Raw genomic sequence first — 19,624 nt, 5'->3', positions numbered from 1 at the left:
TTGTGACTGCACAAAGGCGAATTGTTTGGATGATATATCGTATTTTGCGGAAAAATGGCAGCACATTTTTAGGGTGAAATACTAATGTTTGAGGCCATAGAGGTGCCATCAGGCTCAAAAAGCAGTGCTTTGTGCTGTTTTGCGACCCGTCAAAGTCAATAATACCAGGGAGAGGTCGAACGACATGTTCCGCGCTGAATTGCCCCAACCCAACGATATCCGCCAGCAGATCCGTGATGCGTATCGCGCGGACGAAGAAGCCGCCGTCGAACGTCTGATCGAAAAGGCGCGCCTGTCCCCCGAACAGACCGCGCGCGTTCAGTCACGCGCCTATCAGCTGGTTGCCAATGTTCGCAAGGCCGACAATGGCAAAAGCGGCATTGATGCGTTGCTCCATGAATATGAATTGTCGAGCAAGGAAGGCGTCATTCTGATGTGTCTGGCCGAAGCATTGCTGCGCGTGCCAGATGCCGTTACCGCCGATAAACTTATTCAGGACAAACTGTTCGATGCGGATTGGCAAAGCCATCTGGGTCATTCCGACAGTTTTTTTGTCAATGCGTCGACCTGGGGGCTGATGCTGACCGGGAAGGTCATCAAGTTTGGCAAGGCGGAAAAGGCCGACCCGGGCCGTTTGCTTAAACGCATGATCGCACGATCCGGCGAGCCGGTCATTCGCAAGGCCTTCAATCAGGCCATGCGCATCATGGGCCGCCAGTTCGTGATGGGCCGCACCATTGATGAGGCCGCCGAGCGTGCCAAGGCGAACGAGGAAAAGGGCTATCGCTATTCCTATGACATGCTGGGCGAAGCGGCCCGCACCATGGAAGACGCCGACCGCTACTACAAGGCATATGAAGACGCGATCAATGATATCGGTCGGGTTGCCAATGGGCGCGGCCCGATCGACAGCCCGGGAATTTCGGTAAAGCTTTCGGCGATCCACCCGCGCTATGATTTTGCCAATTATGACCGCGTCATGAATGAATTGACGCCGCGGCTGAAACAACTGGCGTTGCTGGCCAAGAAATATGACATCGGCTTTACCGTCGATGCCGAGGAAGCCAACCGTCTTGACCTGTCACTTGATGTGATCGGGGCGGTGTTTGCCGATCCGGAACTTGATGGCTGGGAAGGATATGGTCTTGCCGTGCAGGCCTATCAGAAACGGGCCTATTACGTTCTGGAATGGCTTGCTGATCTGTCGGTCAAGGTGGGCCGCAAAATGATGGTGCGCCTGGTGAAGGGCGCCTATTGGGATACCGAAGTCAAATTCAGTCAGGAAAACGGGTTTGAAGGCTATCCCTGCTTTACGCGCAAGGCATCGACCGACGTTTCCTATCTGGCCTGTGCAAAGCTGATGCTGTCGCGTCGTGATGCATTCTATTGCCAGTTCGCAAGCCACAATGCCCATACCGTTGCCTCGATCCTGGAAATGGCGGGCAATGACCGCACGTTTGAATTCCAGCGCCTGCATGGCATGGGCGAAGCCCTTTATGAGCAGATCGTCGACAAGGATGGCGAAAACGTCCCGTGCCGCGTTTATGCCCCGGTCGGCACCCATGAAGACCTTCTGGCCTATCTGGTGCGTCGTCTGCTTGAAAACGGTGCAAATACAAGCTTCGTGAACCGTATCCAGGACGAGCAGCTTCCGATCGAGGAAATGATCGCCGATCCGATCGAAAAGATGGCGGCACTTCCGCGCAAAACCCATCCGAAGATCCCGGCACCGGTTGATCTTTATGGGGCGGGCCGCGTCAATTCGCGCGGTATTGATCTGACCGATACCAACAAGCTGCTTCCGCTCAATGCCAAGCTTGCAGAATTCCAGCGCAAGACCTGGTCGGCTGCGCCGTCGATTGATGGCAAGCTGGTCGCGGGAACGCCGATTGATGTCGTCAATCCGGCGAAACTTGGCGAAAAGGTCGGTGATCTTGTTCAGGCCACCGAAGCCGATGTTGATGCCGCTGTTGCGGTGGCGGTCAAGGGCTATGAAATCTGGAACAAGACACCGGCATCTGAGCGGGCGAATGCGTTGCGTCGTCTGGGTGATCTGCTTGAAGACAATATGGACGAGTTCATCGCCCTGTGTCAGCGCGAAGCAGGCAAGCTTTATTCCGATGGCGTTGCCGAAGTGCGCGAAGCGGTTGATTTCTGCCGCTATTACGCAAACCGGGCCGAGGAAACCTTCCGCGAGGGAACGGTTCTTGAAGGACGCGGCGTGTTCGTCTGTATCAGCCCGTGGAACTTCCCGCTTGCGATCTTCCTTGGACAGGTGACTGCGGCCCTTGCCGCGGGGAATGCCGTTATTGCCAAGCCGGCTGAGCAGACATCACTGGTTGCGGCCCGTGCCGCCGAGTTGATCCTTGAGGCCGGAATTCCCGGTGCAGCGTTCAATCTGCTTCCCGGGCCGGGACGCGTTATTGGTAACCAGCTGATCAATGATCCGCGTATTGCCGGTGTGGCCTTTACCGGGTCGACCGAAACCGCACAGGTGATCAACCAGGCACTTGCCAAACGTCCGGGCGTTCCATTGCCGCTGATTGCGGAAACCGGTGGTCAGAATGCGATGATCGTTGACTCGACGGCCTTGCCCGAACAGGTGGTGCAGGACGCGATCATTTCCGGCTTCCAGTCGGCAGGTCAGCGTTGCTCGGCCCTGCGTGTCCTGTTTGTTCAGGAAGATATCGCAGACAAGCTGTGCCACATGCTGGTTGGCGCGATGAAGGAATTGCGGGTCGGCGATCCGAAATTCCTTGATATCGATGTCGGTCCGGTGATTGACGAAAAATCGCGCAAGACCCTTGAAGCGCATGCCGAACGCATGAAAAAGGAAGCCAAGCTGCTTCATGCCTGTGATGTTCTGCCGGAATGCAAGGACGGCACGTTCTTTGCCCCGCACTGCTTTGAAATTCCGTCGCTTGATGTTCTTGAACGCGAAGTCTTTGGTCCGGTCGTGCATGTGATCCGATACAAGGCGCGTGATCTTGACAAGGTTCTCGATCAGATCAATGCATCGGGCTATGGCCTGACCATGGGGATCCATTCCCGTATTGACGGCACCGTGCGTCAGATTTCGCAGAAATTGCGGGTTGGCAACTGCTATGTGAACCGCAACATGATCGGTGCGGTGGTCGGTGTTCAGCCGTTCGGCGGGCAGGGCAAATCCGGAACCGGACCCAAGGCCGGTGGTCCGCACTATGTCGAACGGTTCGCCAAGCCGATTGCCGTCACCGGGAATGCCGATCAGGAAGCCGGTTTTGATGACCGTTCACCGATCATCGTCAAGGATGTCATTCCGTCTGATGAATATGCCGCCATGCTGAACGCCCAGGAAAGCTGGCAGGCTGTTGATGGTAACGAACGGGTACGCATTCTTGAAAAGCTTGCGGCAAAGCTGAAGGCTTCGGGCAAGGCCGAACTTGTTGCTGGTGCACATCACATCGCCAATTTCGCGGCAGTTTCCGAAAACGGTTTCGTTGCACCCAAACGAATGCCCGGTCCGACCGGTGAAACCAACGACCTTTATTGCCTTGGTCGCGGTGTCTATCTGGTGCAGGTCGACAAGAATGCCGAACCCGCCCGCGTGATCCGCCATCTTGGTGCCGCACTCGCCGCTGGTAACGCGGTTATTCTGGCCGGTGATCAGAAGTGGCTTGGCGACATTCCGGCTCTGGTGATCGATGCCGGATTGCCCGACAAGCTGGTCAAATCGGTTGGTACCAATACCGGTCTTGGCGCGATGTATGACGGGGCGATCGCCGGTGTGTCATGTGTCGCGCCGCTGGATCGGGTTACGGCCTTCAAACAGCTTCTGGCAAAGCGCGATGGCGCGATCCTGTCGCTGATTTCCGATAGCGGTGCCGAAGATGACGGTGCGCTTCCTGATGAAGCCTTCCTGCATCGCTTTGCCACGGAAAAGACCATCACCATCAATACCACGGCGGCCGGTGGTAACGCGTCGCTGATGTCGATGGATGAAAACTGATCCATCTGCGATGGTGGCAGATGCATGGACCGGGATGAAAATTCCGGTCCATTTTTCTTTCATTCATTTTATTTTATGTACTATGCGGCCCTGCGCATTTGCGGCGGGCTTTTTTTTGTCAAAATTCACTGCAATAGATGAAAGAGTCAAAAGCACGTTGCGTTAATTCTGATCCACTTTGCACGATATAGGCCCCAGTTCGAAATCAAACGAAGGCCAACAGGGACAAGGCCGGACCGGTGGTGTGAACCACTGGACAACCGGCCGGCTGAAGCCGGGCAAGGTGAACCAGATTTGATGCAGCAGGCTTTTAAAACAGGAACAGATCAGGGTTTGTCGCGTTTGTTCAGAATGGATGACGGATCGTGACACATTCGGATCGCCCGATATTTTTGAACCCATGCCGGGCAGGCATGAAAAGGAGAACATTGATGATCAAGGTTAACCGAGGCTGGCGCAGTGTGATGAAGACGCTTTCGGTCTGTGCAGTTTTGGCAGCGCCGCTTGCTGCTTGTGGACCGCTTCAAATGCCGCTTGAAGACCGCACGGGTAACGACCAGTGGCTTGATACCCAGATCAAGTCAGGCATCCTTGGCGAGTTTTCCAAAGTGGATCACACCTATCTGATGGATGTGAATATCGACATCTGGAAACAGAATGTCATGGTCACCGGCATGGTTGATTCAAAGGGCAAATATTACGATGTGATGTCCCTGGTCAAACAGGATAACCGCATCAAGACGGTCTATGATCATCTGGTGATTGCCGATCAGGAAACCATCGATGCCTATCACCGCGCCGAAGACCAGTATGGCAAAAATGCCGTGCCGGCGGATTCGGCCACCCAGTCCGTTTCCGACGTCTGGATCGAAGGCCAGATTAAGGCATTGTTATTGGCCGAAAAAGGTGTGAGTTCCGTCAATTATCGTTGGCAGGCTGTGCAGAATGTCGTCTATATCATGGGCGAAGCGCAAACCGATGAGGAGCTCAATAAGGTGCTTTCGATCGTGCGCCGGATCAAAGGTGTATCGCGCGTGGTCAGCCATGTAAGCGTTGCCTGATCTTACTGTAAGTAAACAGTTTTTCGAAAATTCCCCGCAGAGATTAAACCCTGCGGGGAATTTTTTGTCGCTGAAACTTGCGAAAGTGTTTGAAAACTATTCGCAGTTACCTTAGATGTGAGTGCACGTAATTAATAACTGATTGCAATCGCACTTATGTATGTCTGCATCTGCAACGCGCTAAGGGAAAAAGACGTCCGCCGTGCCGCCGAAGAAGGCGGTGCTTCGCGTCCGGCAGAAGTTTTCCGTTTCCATGGCTGTGCCCCACAATGCGGCAAATGCGCCTGTCATATGCGCGCCGAATTGTTGCAGGCAAAAACATGCGGCAATTGTGATTGCGATGATGCAGCAGCCGTAACCGCGAACGTCGCACCGATCGCGGCGGAGTAAGATCGCCTGATCAAATCGTTATATTAAAAAGGCGAAGCATATACAGCTTCGCCTTTTTGGCTTGTCCTGTTTGATCCAGACGGTTCTACCTGGATCAGGCCGCCTTGCGAGTCAGACCAAAACGTTCTTCTGCCAGGCGGTCGGCGACAAAGCCGGTCGACAGGTTTTGCTGTTTGGCGCGTTCAAAGATTTCGCGCACGGTGATCGCGATGTCTTCGATATGTTTGTTGGTTTCGGCCGCCGGCTTGCCTTCGCGGCAATAGTGGACTTCTACCACGCCACCGGCATTGATGACGTAATCAGGGGCATAAAGAATGCCGGCTTCGCGCAGCATGTCACCATGGCGGTCATGTTCGAGCTGATTATTTGCGGCACCGGCGATGATGCCGACCCGCAATTTTTCGATGGTCTTGTCATTGATCACCCCGCCCAGCGCACAAGGCGCAAGAATATCGGCCTCGGTGGCAAGGATATCGTCGACCGAAACGGCGGTGGCGCCAAAGGCATTAACCGCGGCGGTGACGCTGTTATTGTTCAGGTCTGCGACAATCAGTTTGGCCCCCGCATCATGGAGCATCTGACACAGGTGATAGCCGACATGGCCAAGGCCCTGAACGGCAACCCGCAATCCGGTCAGATCATCGCTGCCGAATTTGAAGCGCGCGGCTTCTTTCAGGCCGATGAACACGCCATAGGCCGTGAACGGGGATGGATCACCGGTGCGGGCCGGGTCGGAACCGTCATTGATGCCGCCGACATGTTTGGTCTGGCTTGCGATCTGTTCCATGTCTTCGGGGCTGGTACCGACGTCTTCGGCGACGATATAACGCCCGCCCACCTGTTCAACGGCGCGGCCCATGGCGCGGAACAGTTCCGGTGTCTTCTGGCTGCGCGGGTCGCCAATGATTACGGATTTGCCGCCGCCAAGCGGAAGGTTGGCAAGGGCTGACTTGTACGTCATGCCGCGCGACAGGCGAAGCACATCATGAATGGCTTCCTGTTCACTGGCATAGGGCCACATGCGGCAACCGCCAAGCGACGGACCAAGATTGGTATTGTGGACGGCAATGATGGTTTTCAGGCCAGTGGTTTCGTCACTGGCAAACACGACCTGTTCATGGCCATCAAATGCGGTATCGGAAAAGACGTTCATCCTATTGCAGCCTCCTGGCAGCATCATTGTTCTGGTGCAGGCTTATGCCTGCTTATTCTTTTATGTTTGATGCAATGCCGATCCGATCAATTTCAAATTCATCGAACAGCCAAAAAAGAACGTTTCGGTTGGGGCGTGATGATGGCGTGGAATTTTATGATCATTGCGCATTTGCTTTGAAATATTATTTCGCGACCTGTGCGCTGCAGCATGTTGTCGGCGCGCGGAAGTGACCCATTTGGGGGCGGAATATGATTCTTTTTGATCGGAAATCGCGCATAAAAAACGCGATCCGGTCGGTATTGTAGCTGCATTTGTGGCAATCAATTTTCCAGTCGCGATTTTTTGCGTGCTATGCGCGCTGATCACCGCTGACCGGGCGTTTGACGGAGATGCAGCTATGACAAAATCGCACTTGAAACCGGAGCAATTAACCGTGAAATACGAATTAACCGGACAATTTACGGCTCGTTAAGGCACGAAACGTAAGCTGATGGTTGGGTATCTTGTGGTTGAGATTCCCGGTTCAGGACACGACGGCGTCTGGGCGGCGCCGCCGGACAAAAAAGTAAGGAGATCGGCGGAAATGTCTGCATTCACAGACCATCGCCAGACCGTTTTCGAAGTTGAATTGCACAACCAGGCCGTTCGCGAATGCGTCAAGGAAAACCGTTCCCACGATATCTTTGACGACCGCTGGGCGGATGTGCAAACCCGTGAAGTTGCAGCTTGCGACGAGATGAAGGCCCTTGCCATGATCGAAAACACCTATCCGTCCTCTGACGGATTTGTTGTCGATCACGTCAAACGCCTTGTCTGAGGGGACAAGAAATCTGGTTGCTGATCTGATCAAAAACCAAACGAACGGGGCGGGAAAATTTCCCGCCCCGTTCGTTTGTGGATGATGTTTTCGCAGGCGATCAAGCCCGGGACTCAGCCAAGGGCGCGGTCAACGAAATCGAGCCGGTCCTGTCCCCAGAACATTTCATTGCCAACGAAATAGGTCGGAACACCAAAGATGTTGCGATCGCGCGCGGTCTGGCAATTGTCATCGTAAATCCGGGCAATTTCCGGAAGGTCGGCATTCTCAAGATATTCCAGCGACAGCCCGCTTGCCGAAAGCGCGTCGCGAATAACCGCCGGATCGGTGATGTCGCGTTCACGAAGCCAGATGTCGCCCATAAGGGTTTCGGTCAGGTCTGCGACATCCTTGCCGTCTTCCTGGACTGCAATGATGGTCCGCGCGGCCAGGGTTTCGTCGACCGGGAAGAATTTGGGGTGCAGATTGATGGGAAGATCAAGAAATTCCGACCAGCGTTTAAGTTCTACCAAACGGTATTCCTGACGCGGTTTCGGTCGTTTTGCCAGGGGCACTCCGCCACCATGTTCCCAGACATCTGCCGCACGGCAGGGCTTGTGAATGATGTCGACGCCATGTTTTTTGGCAATGTCGACGGCGCGGCGAAAACCGAAAAACGACCAGGGCGACTGGACGAAAAAGTAATGGATGATCGGTTCGGACAAGTTGGCCTCCTGTTTCTGCAAGGCAGATTATATTTTATCAATGCCCTACAGTGCCCAAGCCCGCCAAGGACGTCAAATGCCAGTCGTCGCGAAGGCATAACGATACGATCATTTATGCGTGAAGGTCGTTTTTCGGTAGAACGGGATCAGTAATCAAGCCACCAGGCATATTCATCAAGACCCCCAAGCAGGGCGCCATCAAAGCCCAGTTTCATGATGCCGCCAAGATAACTGTTCTCGCTGCCATAAATCAGGCTTTGCCATTCACGTTTCCAGTAATAGACGTGATGTTCCTGACCCCAGCGGGCCAGAAGGTTGCCTTCGCCGACAAAGTCCGGGGAACCGGCGCGCCAGTTGCTTTGCCAGTAATAGCGATATGTTTCCGCCGTCGCGACATTGATATAGGCCATGATGGTGCGCGGTGTGCCGGTCTTTTTGTAGCGCAGGCGCTTCATGTCATCATAGGTCAGCGGGATGGTGCCCCGATGGAACGGATCAATGATCAGCGTATCGTAATTGGTCTGGGCCAGCGCATTGATATAGGCATCTTTGGTGCCATAAGGCGAGCTGTCCAGAACCATGGCAAAGTTTTTGGCCTGACGCAGATTGTCGACCACATGCGGGTTGGAATTGATCGGAGTTCTTGGGACCTTCGCAAGACTTGAAAGCTGCATGCCCGGTGGCGGGGCAGCATAATAAAGGGCGTCCAGCCCCGAAAGTCGTTGGCGTGCGGTCTGCATATCACCGAGTTTGTCGGTATAATCAACGACCAGATATTTCAGGCCTTCATATTTCAGCCGTTCAAGGTAGCCGAGGATATATTTGCTTTCCTCGTCCTCGGTCGGTTCGCCGTAATTGTCATAACCGAAAAACGGTGCTTCGGTCAGGATGCCGTCAAGGGCGCGCAAATAATCGCGTGCGGGTTCTGCGGTGCCGCGGGCGGCAAACAGGGTGGTTTCCAGATATTCGGTCAGCTCAAGCCCGTTCATCGCGACAATCGAAAAGTCGCTGCGATAGCTTTTTGCCCAACGACTGATGGCGATCACATAGTCACGCATCTCGTCGGTGAATTCGACTTTCGGCTTTCCGGTATCAATCCCGGATCCGCGGCCGGAACTCAGACTGTTCGGGGCAATGGTAAATGGTTCAAGTTGCTGGGCATGAAGGGCAAGCGGGCTTGACGCGATCAAGGCGCTGCCAAGTCCCAACATGCTTTTTGCAAGAAAACGGCGTCGCGACATGGTGGATGAAGGATGCCGGCCATCTGGCAGCAATGCCCTGTCCTGTGTGCGAACCGAATTTTTCTGGCGTGCTTTTCCCATTCTTTATCCGTCGCTGGTTGCCCAAAATGGCTTCACGATGCCGCTTGGATGTCGCCTTTTTGTGTCATCAGGTCGGTTACCCGGGCGCCGATCGCAAGTGACGCAGTCAGTCCGGGTGATTCAATACCATAGAGCATTACAAGTCCATTAAGACCATGGACCTTTTCATCAGCGATCATGAAGTCGCAGGCGGCTTCGCCGGGGGCCTGAATTTTGGGGCGAACCCCAGCATAACCGGTCTGAAGGGCATCTTCATTGAGGTCAGGATAATATTTGCGGATGGCCTCGGCAAAGGCAGACCGGCGCTCCTCGGGAACATCGTAATTTGGCTGATCAACCCAGGTGACATCCGGACCAAACCGCGCCTGTCCACCCAGATCAAGCGTCAGATGAATACCAAGACCGGCCTGTTCAGGTGCCGGATAGATCAGGGTGGAAAAGGGGGCCTTGCCCGACAGGGTAAAGTAGCATCCACGTGCATAATGTTGTGGCGGAACAGTGTCGGATGGCAAACCGGCAAAGTTGCGACCAACCGTCTGGCTGTGCAATCCGCCTGCCACCACCAGTTCGGCGCAGGTCAGGCTCATTTCTTCGCCATCGGCATCACGGGTCGTCACCGTGTAAAGCCCGTTTGCGTGATCAACTGATGTGACCTTTGTATTGAGGGCAAGTGTGGCACCGTTATTTTCCGCTTCGCCCAGCAACGTCACCATCAGCTGATGCGAATCAACGATGCCGGTGGACGGGCTGTGAAGGGCACCGACGCAATTCAGGGCGGGTTCACGTTCAAGGGCTTCTTCCTGACTAAGCCAGACAAGGTCCATCACGCCATTTTCACGGGCCTTTTTTTCAATTCCGCCAAGCGCATCAAGCTGGTCCTTGGCGGTGGCAACGATCAGTTTTCCTGTGCGTTTGTGATCGATGCCATTTTCCGCGCAGTAGCGATACAGCATTTCCTTGCCGGAAATGCACAGTTTGGCTTTCAGGCTGTCCTTCGGGTAATAGATCCCGGCATGGATGACTTCGCTGTTGCGCGCACTTGTTTCCGTGCCGATTGCATCATGCTGTTCAATGATCAGAACTTCACGGCCGGTATTGGCAAGAGAACGGGCACAAGCCAGTCCGACGACGCCTGCGCCAATGACGATTGTTTGGATATCTGCGGTCATATTCTGTCGTTTCGTTGGGGCGGAAATTTGAATGATGTGTGTCTGGTCAGTTTGCCTGACGGAAATAAACAGCCTGTCCCTGGTTGTCCTGTCCGTCACCGGTAACGGTCGCCGCACTTTCACTGGTGTAATGTCCGCGGGCAAAGCTGCTGTCATTGCAGTAAACATACCAGCTGCCGAACGGCAAAGTTCCGGTCTGATATGCGCCGCCTTCGTGGCGCCAGATACCTTCGCAATGGCGCTGGTCGTCATCAAGGATCATGGTGCCTTCGCCGGATGGCTGATCAAAACGCAGCATGCCTGTGCCGCGAACGCCTTGCCAGTTGGTTGTGATCCGGATGCCATCTGTCGGTGGCGGTGTCGTGGTTCCGGCCGGCTGATCGGCATCAACGGACGGGGCCACTTCGGCAGTGGCTGGCGAGTTTTCCGGAAGTTCGATCATCAGTCTGCCAAAGAACGCGGCGGCGAATTGCTGGGCGTCGATCATCGGCAGTGCATTTTGCGGTGAAACCACGCCTGCCTGGGCTTGGACAAGGCCGGGGGTGCAGTAATAGCCAAGAATACGGCTGCCACGCTGTGTCTGGGTTTGCGGATCCCACTGACCGACAAAGGCCACGCATTGTGACCCCTGACGGACAAATGGCGTCAGTGCAACCGGACCATAGCGCGTATCCTGGACAAAGCCCTTGCCATTGATGGCGGTGCGGTCCTTTAGAGCGTCAAACATGTCAAGCAGACGGTCCGGTGCCATGGCGGTGCTGAACCGGAAACCGGGTGCGGATGTCGTGTAAACGGTTTCGAGATAAAGGTCGCTTGCGGCTGTTTGCGGCTCCTTCGGGGTGCGCGGTGCGAACCATCGACCCACAAAAACCGTGCTGTTGTCGCGATACTGACGCAGGAAGGCTGTCTGGCCATCCAGCTGTGTTGTAAAGTTAACGGGGCTTTGATCGGCGGGAATCTGTTCAAATGCACCGGCCTGTTGGGCTGATGCCACATGCGGCACAGAAATCGCCAAGCTGGCAAATATGGCGCCAAACACCGCCGCCCGATACCTCACATCGCGTCCTTTCATTTTGTTTTCAGGCGCATTTTTGCGCTGTGCTACCCTTATCTTTACCTTTGTGCATAAGGATTGGCTAGTGGTCAGTCGTTCGACATTGTCGAGATGAGTTTCTTTTACCTTGATTTTTACTGATAAAGTGGCTCATTGGGGTGATTGGTCATTGGGGACACAACCAATAAGCCTGAATAACGGAGCAGACATTCATGACGGTGCAAGAGACCAGCGCCAACGGGGACAGCGCAGGCCAACAGACTGCGACGGACAAACAACCGCAGTCCAACCGCGCCCATGTGATCGTGATCGGGAACGAAAAAGGGGGATCAGGCAAGTCGACCACGGCGATGCATCTGATTGTTTCCCTGATGAAGATGGGGTTCAAGGTCGGATCGCTTGATATCGATGCCCGTCAGGGGACCCTGACGCGTTATGTCGAAAACCGCACGGCATTCAACGAGAAAAGGCGTCTGAAGCTTCCGGTGCCCGATCATCGCCCGATCTATCGCAGCGAACTTCCTGATGCCAACGAGGCCAAGCTTGACGAACGCGAACGCTTTACGACCGCGTTGGGCGAAATGGTTCTGAGCTGCAATTTCGTGGTCATGGATTGCCCGGGCAGTGACAATTATCTGTCGCGTCTTGCCCATGCCTGTGCCGACACATTGATTACACCGATCAATGACAGCTTCATCGATCTGGACATGCTTGCGCGAATTGATCCCGACAGTCTGGCGATCAAGGGGCCCAGCATCTATGCCGAAATGGTGTGGGATGCGCGCAAACGCCGGGCGGCGATTGATGGCGGGACCATTGACTGGATCGTCATGCGCAACCGTTTGTCCCATCTTGATGCCCGTAACAAGCGCGATATCGCCGAAATTGTCGAAAAGCTTGCCGACCGCATCCGGTTCCGTCAGGCGCCGGGCTTCGGGGAACGTGTCATTTACCGCGAGCTGTTTCTCAAGGGGCTGACATTGCTGGACCTGCGGGAAAAAGGTGTCGGTATCCCGATGAGCATGTCCCATATGGCTGCCCGTCAGGAAGTGCGATCGTTGCTCGAAGTGATCGGCTTCAAACCGGCAGAGGGCGAAGAGTTGCCGATCTGACCGTCTGCGGCCTATATCTTGATGGACCCGACACAGTCCAAACGACATATAAAGCAGGCAGGTCACCGTGAGCCGCAAAGATATTATCCCTGACACGTCAAGCAGCAGGGAAGTCGATGACTTCCTTAAGAATGCGCGTGATCTTGCTGTGCATGCACCGGCATCGGGCCCGTCGCAGGGGCGACTGATCTTTGCCATGGATGCAACTGCCAGCCGCCAGCCAAGCTGGGACCGGGCGGCGGAAATTCAGGCCGAAATGTTTGACGCGGTGGATGGCATCGGCGCACTTGATATTCAGCTTGTGTTCTTTCGCGGTCTGTCGGAATGCAAGGCAAGCGGGTGGTGTCGCAATGCCGGCACACTGCGCAACTACATTTCAAAGGTCAGTTGCCATGCCGGTCATACCCAGATCGAGCGTGTTCTTGCCCATGTCGAACGTGAAGCGGACACCCACAAAATAAATGCCCTGATTTATGTCGGTGACTGCATCGAAGAAAACCCGGACCATTTGGCGCCGATTGCCGGGCGTCTGGCGTTAAAGGGGATAAAGGCCTTCATGTTCCAGGAAGGAAATGACCGCGATGCCAGTTTCGCCTTTGGTGAAATTGCCCGTATTACGGGTGGCGCCTTCATGCAGTTTGATGCGCATTCTGCTGCAAAGCTTCGCAAATTGCTTGGCGCGGTGGCAAGCTATGCGGTCGGCGGGCACGACGGTTTGTCTTTGTATCAGAAGAAAACCGGGTCTGATGATGTCCTGATGCTTGGCCATCAATTGCGGAAACGTTCCTGATGCAGTGGGTTTTAATCGGTATTGCGGTCTTTGTTGCTATCGGGTTTCTGATCCGCTGGCTGGCTGAGGCCGAGCCGAAAGATGTCCGCAAAATTGGTCTGTTCCTGATTGTAGGGCTTCTGGTCTTGCTTGCAATCTGGCTACTTTTGACCGGTAAAATTGCCGCAATGTCAGCAGCTTTGGCCGTAACAATGCCATTTTTGGTGCGGATGATGAAACTCGGTTTTTTATGGCCATTGTTTCGTCGGGTCTTTGCCCATTACCGGCGCCGGGCGCGTCCGGGACAGATGGGCGGAGGATCTGCCAGCACCGGTGGTGTTGGTGGAATATCTGAAATTCGCACGGAAATTTTGCATATGCTGCTTGATCTTGAAACCGGACAAATGAAGGGAACGGTACTGACCGGATCCTTTGCCGGAAAAGATTTAGACAGCTTGGGGGTTGACGGCCTGCAGTTGCTTTTTGTTGACTGTTGTCGTGCAACGGACCAAAGCCGGACGGTTCTGGAAGCCTATTTTGATCGTCGGCCCGATTGTTCGGGTTGGCGGGAATGGCCACAGAGAGATCATGGCGATCACGATGCGCATTTCAGGGGAAACGACCGTAACAATGGCAAAAGAAGCCAGGGCAATAACGAAAGTGCCAGCACGGCGGACATGACTGCAGATGAAGCTCGACGAATCCTTGGTGTGGGGGCCAATGCGACCCGCGCGGAAATTAATCGGGCTTACAAGATCCAGATCAAGGCGGTCCACCCCGATCATGGGGGATCAGACTATCTGGCTGCACAAATCAACACCGCGCGAAGCCTTTTGTTACGGCTATGTAAAGATTAGCGTGAATTATTGGTGCGCTCGCTTGATAGATGTTCTTGAAATGTGGCAGAAGCATATTTGCCTGCACTTTCTGAACGAAGGGGCGTGCAGCGGTTGAAAAGGGAAGTTGTGAATGTCGAGAAAGATCAAGAAGGCTGTTTTCCCGGTTGCAGGTATGGGAACCCGTTTTTTGCCAGCAACCAAGGCCATGCCCAAGGAAATGCTGCCGGTTGTTGATAAGCCCCTTATCCAATACGCTGTTGAAGAGGCCATCGCCGCAGGCATTGAAGAATTCATCTTTGTGACCGGTCGCGGCAAAACGGCAATTGAAGACCATTTTGACCGTTCCGCCGAACTTGAAGCCATCCTGACCGAACGCGGAAAAACCGACGCGCTGGAAACAGCACTTGCCATGATCCCGGAAAACGGTCGTGTGACCTATACCCGTCAGGGTAATCCGCTTGGTCTTGGTCATGCGGTTCTGTGTGCCAAGTCTCTGGTCGGGGACGAGCCGTTTGTGGTTCTTCTGGCAGATGACCTTATCCAGGCCAAAACGCCATGCATGAAGCAGATGGTCGAAAGTTATGGCCGGACCGGTGGCAACATGGTTGCCGTAATGGACGTGCCGCGCGAAGAAACCCAGCGATATGGCGTTCTGGAAGTCGAAGGCACCAATGGCCGTCTGGTCAGTGCATGCGGCATGGTTGAAAAACCGAAACCCGAAGATGCGCCGTCAACCTTGTCGGCAATCGGGCGCTATATCCTTGATCCGGGTATTTTCGAAGTTCTCGAAAACATTCCGCGCGGGGCTGGCAATGAAATCCAGCTTACCGACGCACTGGCAGCCATGATCGGTCACGTTCCGTTCTATGGATACCGTTTTGAAGGCCGTCGCTTTGATTGCGGCAACAAGATCGGCTTTCTTAAGGCGACCATGTCATTTGCGCTTGCGCGCGATGATATGCGCGACGATGTTCGCGAACTCATTCATGAATTCGCCAAAGGCGAAGCAGCAGAATAATTATTGAATTTCAACAAGAACTGACCGGAACGGGCAACAACTGTTTCGGTCAGTTCGTTCTAAATTGGGAATAAACATCCATGCGCGTAGCAATGATCGGGACCGGATATGTTGGACTTGTTTCCGGTGCCTGTTTCTCCGAGTTCGGTACAGACGTGGTTTGTGTCGACAAGGATGTGGAAAAAATCGCCCGTCTTGAAGACGGTATCATGCCAATCTACGAGCCCGGTCTGGATGTTCTGGTCGAAAATAACGTAAAAGCAGGGCGCCTGACTTTTACCACCGATCTTAAAGAAGGTGTGAAGGATGCTGATGCGGTGTTCATCGCCGTCGGGACTCCGACCCGTCGCGGTGATGGCCATGCCGATCTGAGCTATGTTTATGCTGCGGCCGAAGAAATCGCCGAGGCAATGGACGGCTTTACCGTGATCGTTACCAAATCGACGGTGCCGGTCGGGACCGGACGTGAAGTGGAACGTATTATCCGTGAAAAGCGCCCGGATGCCGATTTTGCCGTGGTTTCCAATCCGGAATTCCTGCGTGAAGGCTCGGCGATTGGCGATTTCATGCGCCCGGACCGCGTTGTCATCGGTACAAGTGACGAGCGGGCCCGCGAAGTCATGTCCGATCTTTATCGTCCACTGTATCTGATTGAAACGCCGATTGTTTTCACCACGCGTGAAACATCGGAAATGATCAAATACGCAGCCAACACTTTCCTGGCAGCCAAGATCACCTTCATCAACGAGATCGCCGATCTGTGTGAAAAAGTTGGTGCCGATGTGCATGACGTTGCGCGTGGCATCGGTCTTGATGGGCGTATCGGCAAGAAGTTCCTGCATCCTGGTCCGGGCTATGGCGGGTCCTGCTTCCCGAAAGATACGCTGGCGCTGGTGCGTACCGCCCAAGAACATGGCAGCCCGCTGCGCATTATTGAAACTGTGGTCGATGTGAATGCGAAACGCAAAAAATCGATGGCAGATCGTGTGATCGCAGCATGTGGCGGTTCGGTTGAGGGCAAAACGATTGGCATCCTTGGTCTGGCGTTCAAGCCCAATACCGATGATATGCGTGACGCACCGAGCCTTGATATCATCCCGGCGCTGACGGCTGCTGGTGCCAGGATCAAGGCATTCGATCCCGAAGCAATGGAAGAAGCGCAGAAGCTTCTGGACGGGATCGAATATTGCGATGGTGCTTATGACGCGATCGACGGCGCAGACGCGATGGTTGTCCTGACCGAGTGGAACGAATTCCGCGGTATGGACCTTGATCGTATCAAGGATGCGCTTGCGCACCCGATCGTTGTCGATCTTCGAAATGTTTATGATCCGACCGAAATGGCAGAAAACGGTTTCAGCTATTCCTGTGTCGGACGTGCAACTGTTGGAGGCTAATCCAAGCTATGACGAATTCCGCCGGATACAAGTTTGACAGTTCCGTTTTGCGTGAATACGACGTGCGTGGTGTGGTCGGACAGACCCTTCATGCTGCCGATGCACATGCATTGGGCAAGGCCTTTGGGACCATGGTGCGCCGTTCCGGTGGCAAGCGCGTCGCCCTGGGACGGGATGGACGGTTAAGTTCCCCCGAACTTGCCGAGGCCCTGACAGAAGGGCTGCTTTCGACCGGATGCGACGTTGTACGTATTGGTCGCGGCCCGACCCCGATGCTGTATTTTACGGTTTATGATGAAAAAACCGATGCAGGCATCATGGTGACCGGGTCTCACAACCCGTCAAACTATAACGGGTTCAAGATGCTCAATGCCGGGAAGTCGGTTTTTGGTGACGCCATCCAGGAGCTGGGCAAAATTGCTGCGGCCGGTGATTTCGAAACCGGGCAGGGCACGGTAAGCGACATCGACGTCGAAGACCGTTTTGTTACGCGTCTTTTGGCGGAGCTTGATTGTGATGTGCCCAACCCGATGACGATCGTCTGGGATTGCGGCAATGGTGCTGCTGGTGATGTTGTGCGCAAATTGACCGCACAATTGCCGGGAACCCACCATCTGCTGTTTGACGAGGTCGATGGCACTTTCCCCAATCACCATCCGGACCCGACAGTCGAAGCCAATCTGGTTGATCTGAAGGCCGCCGTTGCCAAGCATAACGCGGACTGGGGTGTTGCCTTTGATGGTGACGGTGACCGGATCGGTGTGATTGATGGCAAGGGTAATGTTCTTTGGGGGGATCAGCTGTTGCAGATCTATGCGGCTGATGTGCTGGAACGCAAACCCGGTGCAGCGATCATTGCCGATGTCAAAGCCAGCCAGACCCTGTTTGACGAGGTAAACCGCCTTGGTGGCAATGCCATCATGTGGAAAACCGGTCATTCATTGATCAAGACAAAGATGATCGAGGCAAAAGCACCGATCGCCGGTGAAATGAGCGGGCATATCTTCTTTGCCGAACGCTATTACGGCTATGATGATGCAACTTATGCCGCCGTGCGTCTGTATCGCATTCTGGTCCAAAGCGGCAAAAGCCTGGCGGAATGGCGTGAAGCAATGCCGGTTGCGGTCAATACGCCCGAAACACGTATTGAATGCCCTGATGATCGCAAATTTGCCCTGATCGAAGAAGTACGTGCACGCCTGGCTGAAACCGGTGCCGAAGTCAGTGGCATCGATGGTGTTCGTGTCAGCACCGACGACGGCTGGTGGTTGCTGCGGGCGTCCAACACCCAGCCGGCAATTGTTGCGCGCTGTGAAGCCGGTGATGATGCCGGTCTCGCACGGCTTAAGGCCCAGGTCACCGATCAGCTGGTAAAAAGCGGACTGAAATCGGATGATTTCTTTGCGCCGGGTGCCGGGCACTAGGTTTCTGATCCAACCAAATCTGGGTTCAAGCCCTGATCTGAATGTTCGGGACTGCGATCCAAAAGAAAAAGGCTGTCAGGTAAAGCTGACAGCCTTTTTTCGTATCAGGGGTTTGGTCGGAGCTTAGCCCGCGTCACCGGAATTGACCGGGATACAGGCAAGGTTTTCACGACGCAGGGCCGCACAGGCTGCCCGTGCTTCATTCTCGCCATCAAAACCAAGAAGACGCGCACGATAGACAACGCCGGTACCGCTGGCCTGTTGCTCAACCGCAGCACGGGTCAGGCGCAGGACATCTGGCGCGGTGCGGGCCGCGGCAAGAACGGCTTCCTGGGCACGGCGCTGATCGCTGAAGGCACCAACCTGGATTGCCCAGCCGCTATTGGTTTCCGGTTTCAGACGGGTCACAACGGTTTGGGTATCAATCCGGCCCGGTTCTTCGACTTCGCGTAATGTTTCACGCTTTGCCATCAGCAACTGTGCATCGGCAGGCAGGATTTTGTCTTCCGGGCTGATGCGGGGCCGGGGAACGCGAATTTCGCCTTCCTTGGTCAGTTCGACATAGGCGCGATCCAGAAGTTTCTTCATCTGGTCATCGCGGGTGCGGGCCGTGCGGCCGCCAAACACCACGCCGATCAACCGTTTTCCGTTCCGGTTGACCGATGCCACAAGGTTAAAGCCCGATGCGTTGATGTAGCCGGTCTTGATCCCGTCTGTCCCGTAATAGGACGCCAGAAGGTTGTTGTGGTTGCCATAGGTACGGTTGCCAAAACGGAACTTCTGGGTCGAGAAATAATGATAATAGCTGCCGAAATTCTTACGAAGCGCAACAGCAAGCGTGATCATGTCGCGCGCTGTTGTCATCTGCCCGCGATTGGGAAGACCCGATGCATTGCGAAATGTCGTGCGCTTCATGCCAAGGCGGCGGGCCTCGGCGGTCATCATCTGGGCAAATTTGATTTCGGTTCCGCCAAGATGTTCTGCTACAACCACGGCAACGTCATTGGCCGATTTTGTTACCAGTGCGAGGATCGCGTCCTTGACCGTAATGGTTTCGCCAGGTTGAAGACCAAGCTTCGACGGGGCCTGGCCCCAGGCGCGTTTGGACACTTTCATCGGGGTTGAAAGCGATACCTTGCCATTATCAAGCGCGTCAAAAAGCATATAAAGCGTCATGATCTTGGTCAGTGACGCAGGGTACACTTTATGGTCTGCACGGTATTCATGAAGCACATCACCAGTGTCACCATCGATGACCATGGCGGTATAGGTTCGTGCGATGGCCTTGTTCGGGACAAGGGTCGCAGAAAGCATGATTGCTGTCAGACACAAAAACGCAGCCAAACAGGCACGCAAGAAACTGTTGCGTGTCACAAGCGGTGTCTTGGCCAACGCATTTGGCCC

Annotated in this window: 16 protein-coding genes; 10 read left to right on the top strand and 6 right to left on the bottom strand. The window is 54.5% G+C overall.

Features of this window, described 5'->3' with window-relative positions:
• Window positions 1-184 precede the first annotated feature (184 nt).
• The 3 genes from putA to CU041_RS16135 all read left to right on the top strand — a co-directional run bounded on the left by putA (window position 185) and on the right by CU041_RS16135 (window position 5,439).
• Window positions 185-3,988 carry a bifunctional proline dehydrogenase/L-glutamate gamma-semialdehyde dehydrogenase PutA gene (putA, locus tag CU041_RS16145; RefSeq protein ID WP_101247688.1) on the top strand — a complete coding sequence of 1,268 codons (3,804 nt, stop codon included), beginning with the start codon at window positions 185-187 and terminating at the stop codon, window positions 3,986-3,988.
• Window positions 3,989-4,419: 431 nt separating this feature from the next.
• Entirely contained in the window at window positions 4,420-5,049 is a 630-nt protein-coding gene (locus CU041_RS16140) for a BON domain-containing protein (protein WP_068518578.1), read from the top strand.
• Between the two features lie 156 nt (window positions 5,050-5,205).
• On the top strand, window positions 5,206-5,439 hold the full coding sequence (locus tag CU041_RS16135; protein ID WP_068518577.1) for a (2Fe-2S)-binding protein: 234 nt from the start codon (window positions 5,206-5,208) through the stop codon (window positions 5,437-5,439).
• 94 nt (window positions 5,440-5,533) lie between these two features.
• On the opposite strand, the gene CU041_RS16130 is transcribed toward CU041_RS16135, so the two are convergent.
• The gene (locus CU041_RS16130; protein ID WP_101247687.1) at window positions 5,534-6,592 is read right to left on the bottom strand and encodes a Glu/Leu/Phe/Val dehydrogenase dimerization domain-containing protein; all 1,059 of its coding nucleotides are present in this window, start codon (window positions 6,590-6,592) and stop codon (window positions 5,534-5,536) included.
• Between the two features lie 586 nt (window positions 6,593-7,178).
• Here CU041_RS16130 and CU041_RS16125 point away from each other — a divergent pair.
• Complete coding sequence (locus tag CU041_RS16125; RefSeq protein WP_068518736.1) at window positions 7,179-7,412, top strand: hypothetical protein; 234 nt, start codon at window positions 7,179-7,181, stop codon at window positions 7,410-7,412.
• A gap of 113 nt (window positions 7,413-7,525) precedes the next feature.
• On the opposite strand, the gene CU041_RS16120 is transcribed toward CU041_RS16125, so the two are convergent.
• The 4 genes from CU041_RS16120 to CU041_RS16105 all read right to left on the bottom strand — a co-directional run bounded on the left by CU041_RS16120 (window position 7,526) and on the right by CU041_RS16105 (window position 11,679).
• Window positions 7,526-8,116, bottom strand: a complete 591-nt coding sequence (locus CU041_RS16120; RefSeq protein WP_101247793.1) for a 2-hydroxychromene-2-carboxylate isomerase — start codon at window positions 8,114-8,116, stop codon at window positions 7,526-7,528.
• Between the two features lie 146 nt (window positions 8,117-8,262).
• On the bottom strand, window positions 8,263-9,357 hold the full coding sequence (locus CU041_RS16115; RefSeq protein ID WP_233433138.1) for a hypothetical protein: 1,095 nt from the start codon (window positions 9,355-9,357) through the stop codon (window positions 8,263-8,265).
• A 113-nt stretch (window positions 9,358-9,470) separates the two neighbouring features.
• Entirely contained in the window at window positions 9,471-10,607 is a 1,137-nt protein-coding gene (locus tag CU041_RS16110; RefSeq protein WP_101247685.1) for an NAD(P)/FAD-dependent oxidoreductase, read from the bottom strand.
• A gap of 46 nt (window positions 10,608-10,653) precedes the next feature.
• Window positions 10,654-11,679, bottom strand: coding sequence for a hypothetical protein (locus tag CU041_RS16105; protein ID WP_233433137.1), 1,026 nt, complete (start codon window positions 11,677-11,679; stop codon window positions 10,654-10,656).
• Between the two features lie 194 nt (window positions 11,680-11,873).
• Here CU041_RS16105 and CU041_RS16100 point away from each other — a divergent pair, with 194 nt between their 5' ends.
• The 6 genes from CU041_RS16100 (at window position 11,874) to pgmG (ending at window position 18,220) form a co-directional block, all read left to right on the top strand.
• Window positions 11,874-12,773 carry a division plane positioning ATPase MipZ gene (locus tag CU041_RS16100; RefSeq protein WP_101247684.1) on the top strand — a complete coding sequence of 300 codons (900 nt, stop codon included), beginning with the start codon at window positions 11,874-11,876 and terminating at the stop codon, window positions 12,771-12,773.
• Window positions 12,774-12,840: 67 nt separating this feature from the next.
• Window positions 12,841-13,563 (top strand): hypothetical protein, encoded by a 723-nt coding sequence (locus tag CU041_RS16095; RefSeq protein WP_101247683.1) that lies wholly within the window; start codon window positions 12,841-12,843, stop codon window positions 13,561-13,563.
• Between the two features lie 125 nt (window positions 13,564-13,688).
• Window positions 13,689-14,399 (top strand): J domain-containing protein, encoded by a 711-nt coding sequence (locus CU041_RS16090; protein ID WP_233433136.1) that lies wholly within the window; start codon window positions 13,689-13,691, stop codon window positions 14,397-14,399.
• A 112-nt stretch (window positions 14,400-14,511) separates the two neighbouring features.
• Window positions 14,512-15,399 (top strand): UTP--glucose-1-phosphate uridylyltransferase GalU, encoded by an 888-nt coding sequence (galU, locus tag CU041_RS16085; protein ID WP_101247681.1) that lies wholly within the window; start codon window positions 14,512-14,514, stop codon window positions 15,397-15,399.
• A gap of 80 nt (window positions 15,400-15,479) precedes the next feature.
• Window positions 15,480-16,796: a UDP-glucose dehydrogenase family protein gene (locus CU041_RS16080; RefSeq protein WP_101247680.1), complete on the top strand. Its 1,317-nt coding sequence runs from the start codon at window positions 15,480-15,482 to the stop codon at window positions 16,794-16,796.
• Window positions 16,797-16,804: 8 nt separating this feature from the next.
• The gene (gene pgmG, locus CU041_RS16075; RefSeq protein ID WP_101247679.1) at window positions 16,805-18,220 is read left to right on the top strand and encodes a phosphoglucomutase/phosphomannomutase PgmG; all 1,416 of its coding nucleotides are present in this window, start codon (window positions 16,805-16,807) and stop codon (window positions 18,218-18,220) included.
• Between the two features lie 123 nt (window positions 18,221-18,343).
• Here the strand turns inward: pgmG and CU041_RS16070 are convergent, their stop codons facing one another.
• Window positions 18,344-19,534, bottom strand: a complete 1,191-nt coding sequence (locus CU041_RS16070) for a D-alanyl-D-alanine carboxypeptidase family protein (RefSeq protein WP_228196562.1) — start codon at window positions 19,532-19,534, stop codon at window positions 18,344-18,346.
• Window positions 19,535-19,624: the final 90 nt, after the last annotated feature.

This window comes from Thalassospira povalilytica (assembly GCF_002844235.1).
GTDB classification, from domain to species: Bacteria; Pseudomonadota; Alphaproteobacteria; order Rhodospirillales; family Thalassospiraceae; genus Thalassospira; species Thalassospira povalilytica.
Note: the sequence above shows the minus strand (reverse complement) of the source record. Positions and strands in the feature narration are given on the sequence as shown.

What these genes read in the sequence shown, in the direction of transcription:
- CU041_RS16140 (WP_068518578.1), top strand. Translation starts at nt 4,420, where the DNA reads ATGATCAAGGTTAACCGAGGCTGGCGCAGTGTGATGAAGACGCTTTCG.
- CU041_RS16125 (WP_068518736.1), top strand. Translation starts at nt 7,179, where the DNA reads ATGTCTGCATTCACAGACCATCGCCAGACCGTTTTCGAAGTTGAATTG.
- CU041_RS16110 (WP_101247685.1), bottom strand. Translation starts at nt 10,607, where the DNA reads ATGACCGCAGATATCCAAACAATCGTCATTGGCGCAGGCGTCGTCGGA.
- CU041_RS16115 (WP_233433138.1), bottom strand. Translation starts at nt 9,357, where the DNA reads ATGTCGCGACGCCGTTTTCTTGCAAAAAGCATGTTGGGACTTGGCAGC.
- galU (WP_101247681.1), top strand. Translation starts at nt 14,512, where the DNA reads ATGTCGAGAAAGATCAAGAAGGCTGTTTTCCCGGTTGCAGGTATGGGA.
- CU041_RS16135 (WP_068518577.1), top strand. Translation starts at nt 5,206, where the DNA reads ATGTATGTCTGCATCTGCAACGCGCTAAGGGAAAAAGACGTCCGCCGT.
- CU041_RS16130 (WP_101247687.1), bottom strand. Translation starts at nt 6,592, where the DNA reads ATGAACGTCTTTTCCGATACCGCATTTGATGGCCATGAACAGGTCGTG.
- CU041_RS16100 (WP_101247684.1), top strand. Translation starts at nt 11,874, where the DNA reads ATGACGGTGCAAGAGACCAGCGCCAACGGGGACAGCGCAGGCCAACAG.
- putA (WP_101247688.1), top strand. Translation starts at nt 185, where the DNA reads ATGTTCCGCGCTGAATTGCCCCAACCCAACGATATCCGCCAGCAGATC.
- CU041_RS16070 (WP_228196562.1), bottom strand. Translation starts at nt 19,534, where the DNA reads ATGCTTTCTGCGACCCTTGTCCCGAACAAGGCCATCGCACGAACCTAT.
- pgmG (WP_101247679.1), top strand. Translation starts at nt 16,805, where the DNA reads ATGACGAATTCCGCCGGATACAAGTTTGACAGTTCCGTTTTGCGTGAA.
- CU041_RS16105 (WP_233433137.1), bottom strand. Translation starts at nt 11,679, where the DNA reads ATGAAAGGACGCGATGTGAGGTATCGGGCGGCGGTGTTTGGCGCCATA.
- CU041_RS16080 (WP_101247680.1), top strand. Translation starts at nt 15,480, where the DNA reads ATGCGCGTAGCAATGATCGGGACCGGATATGTTGGACTTGTTTCCGGT.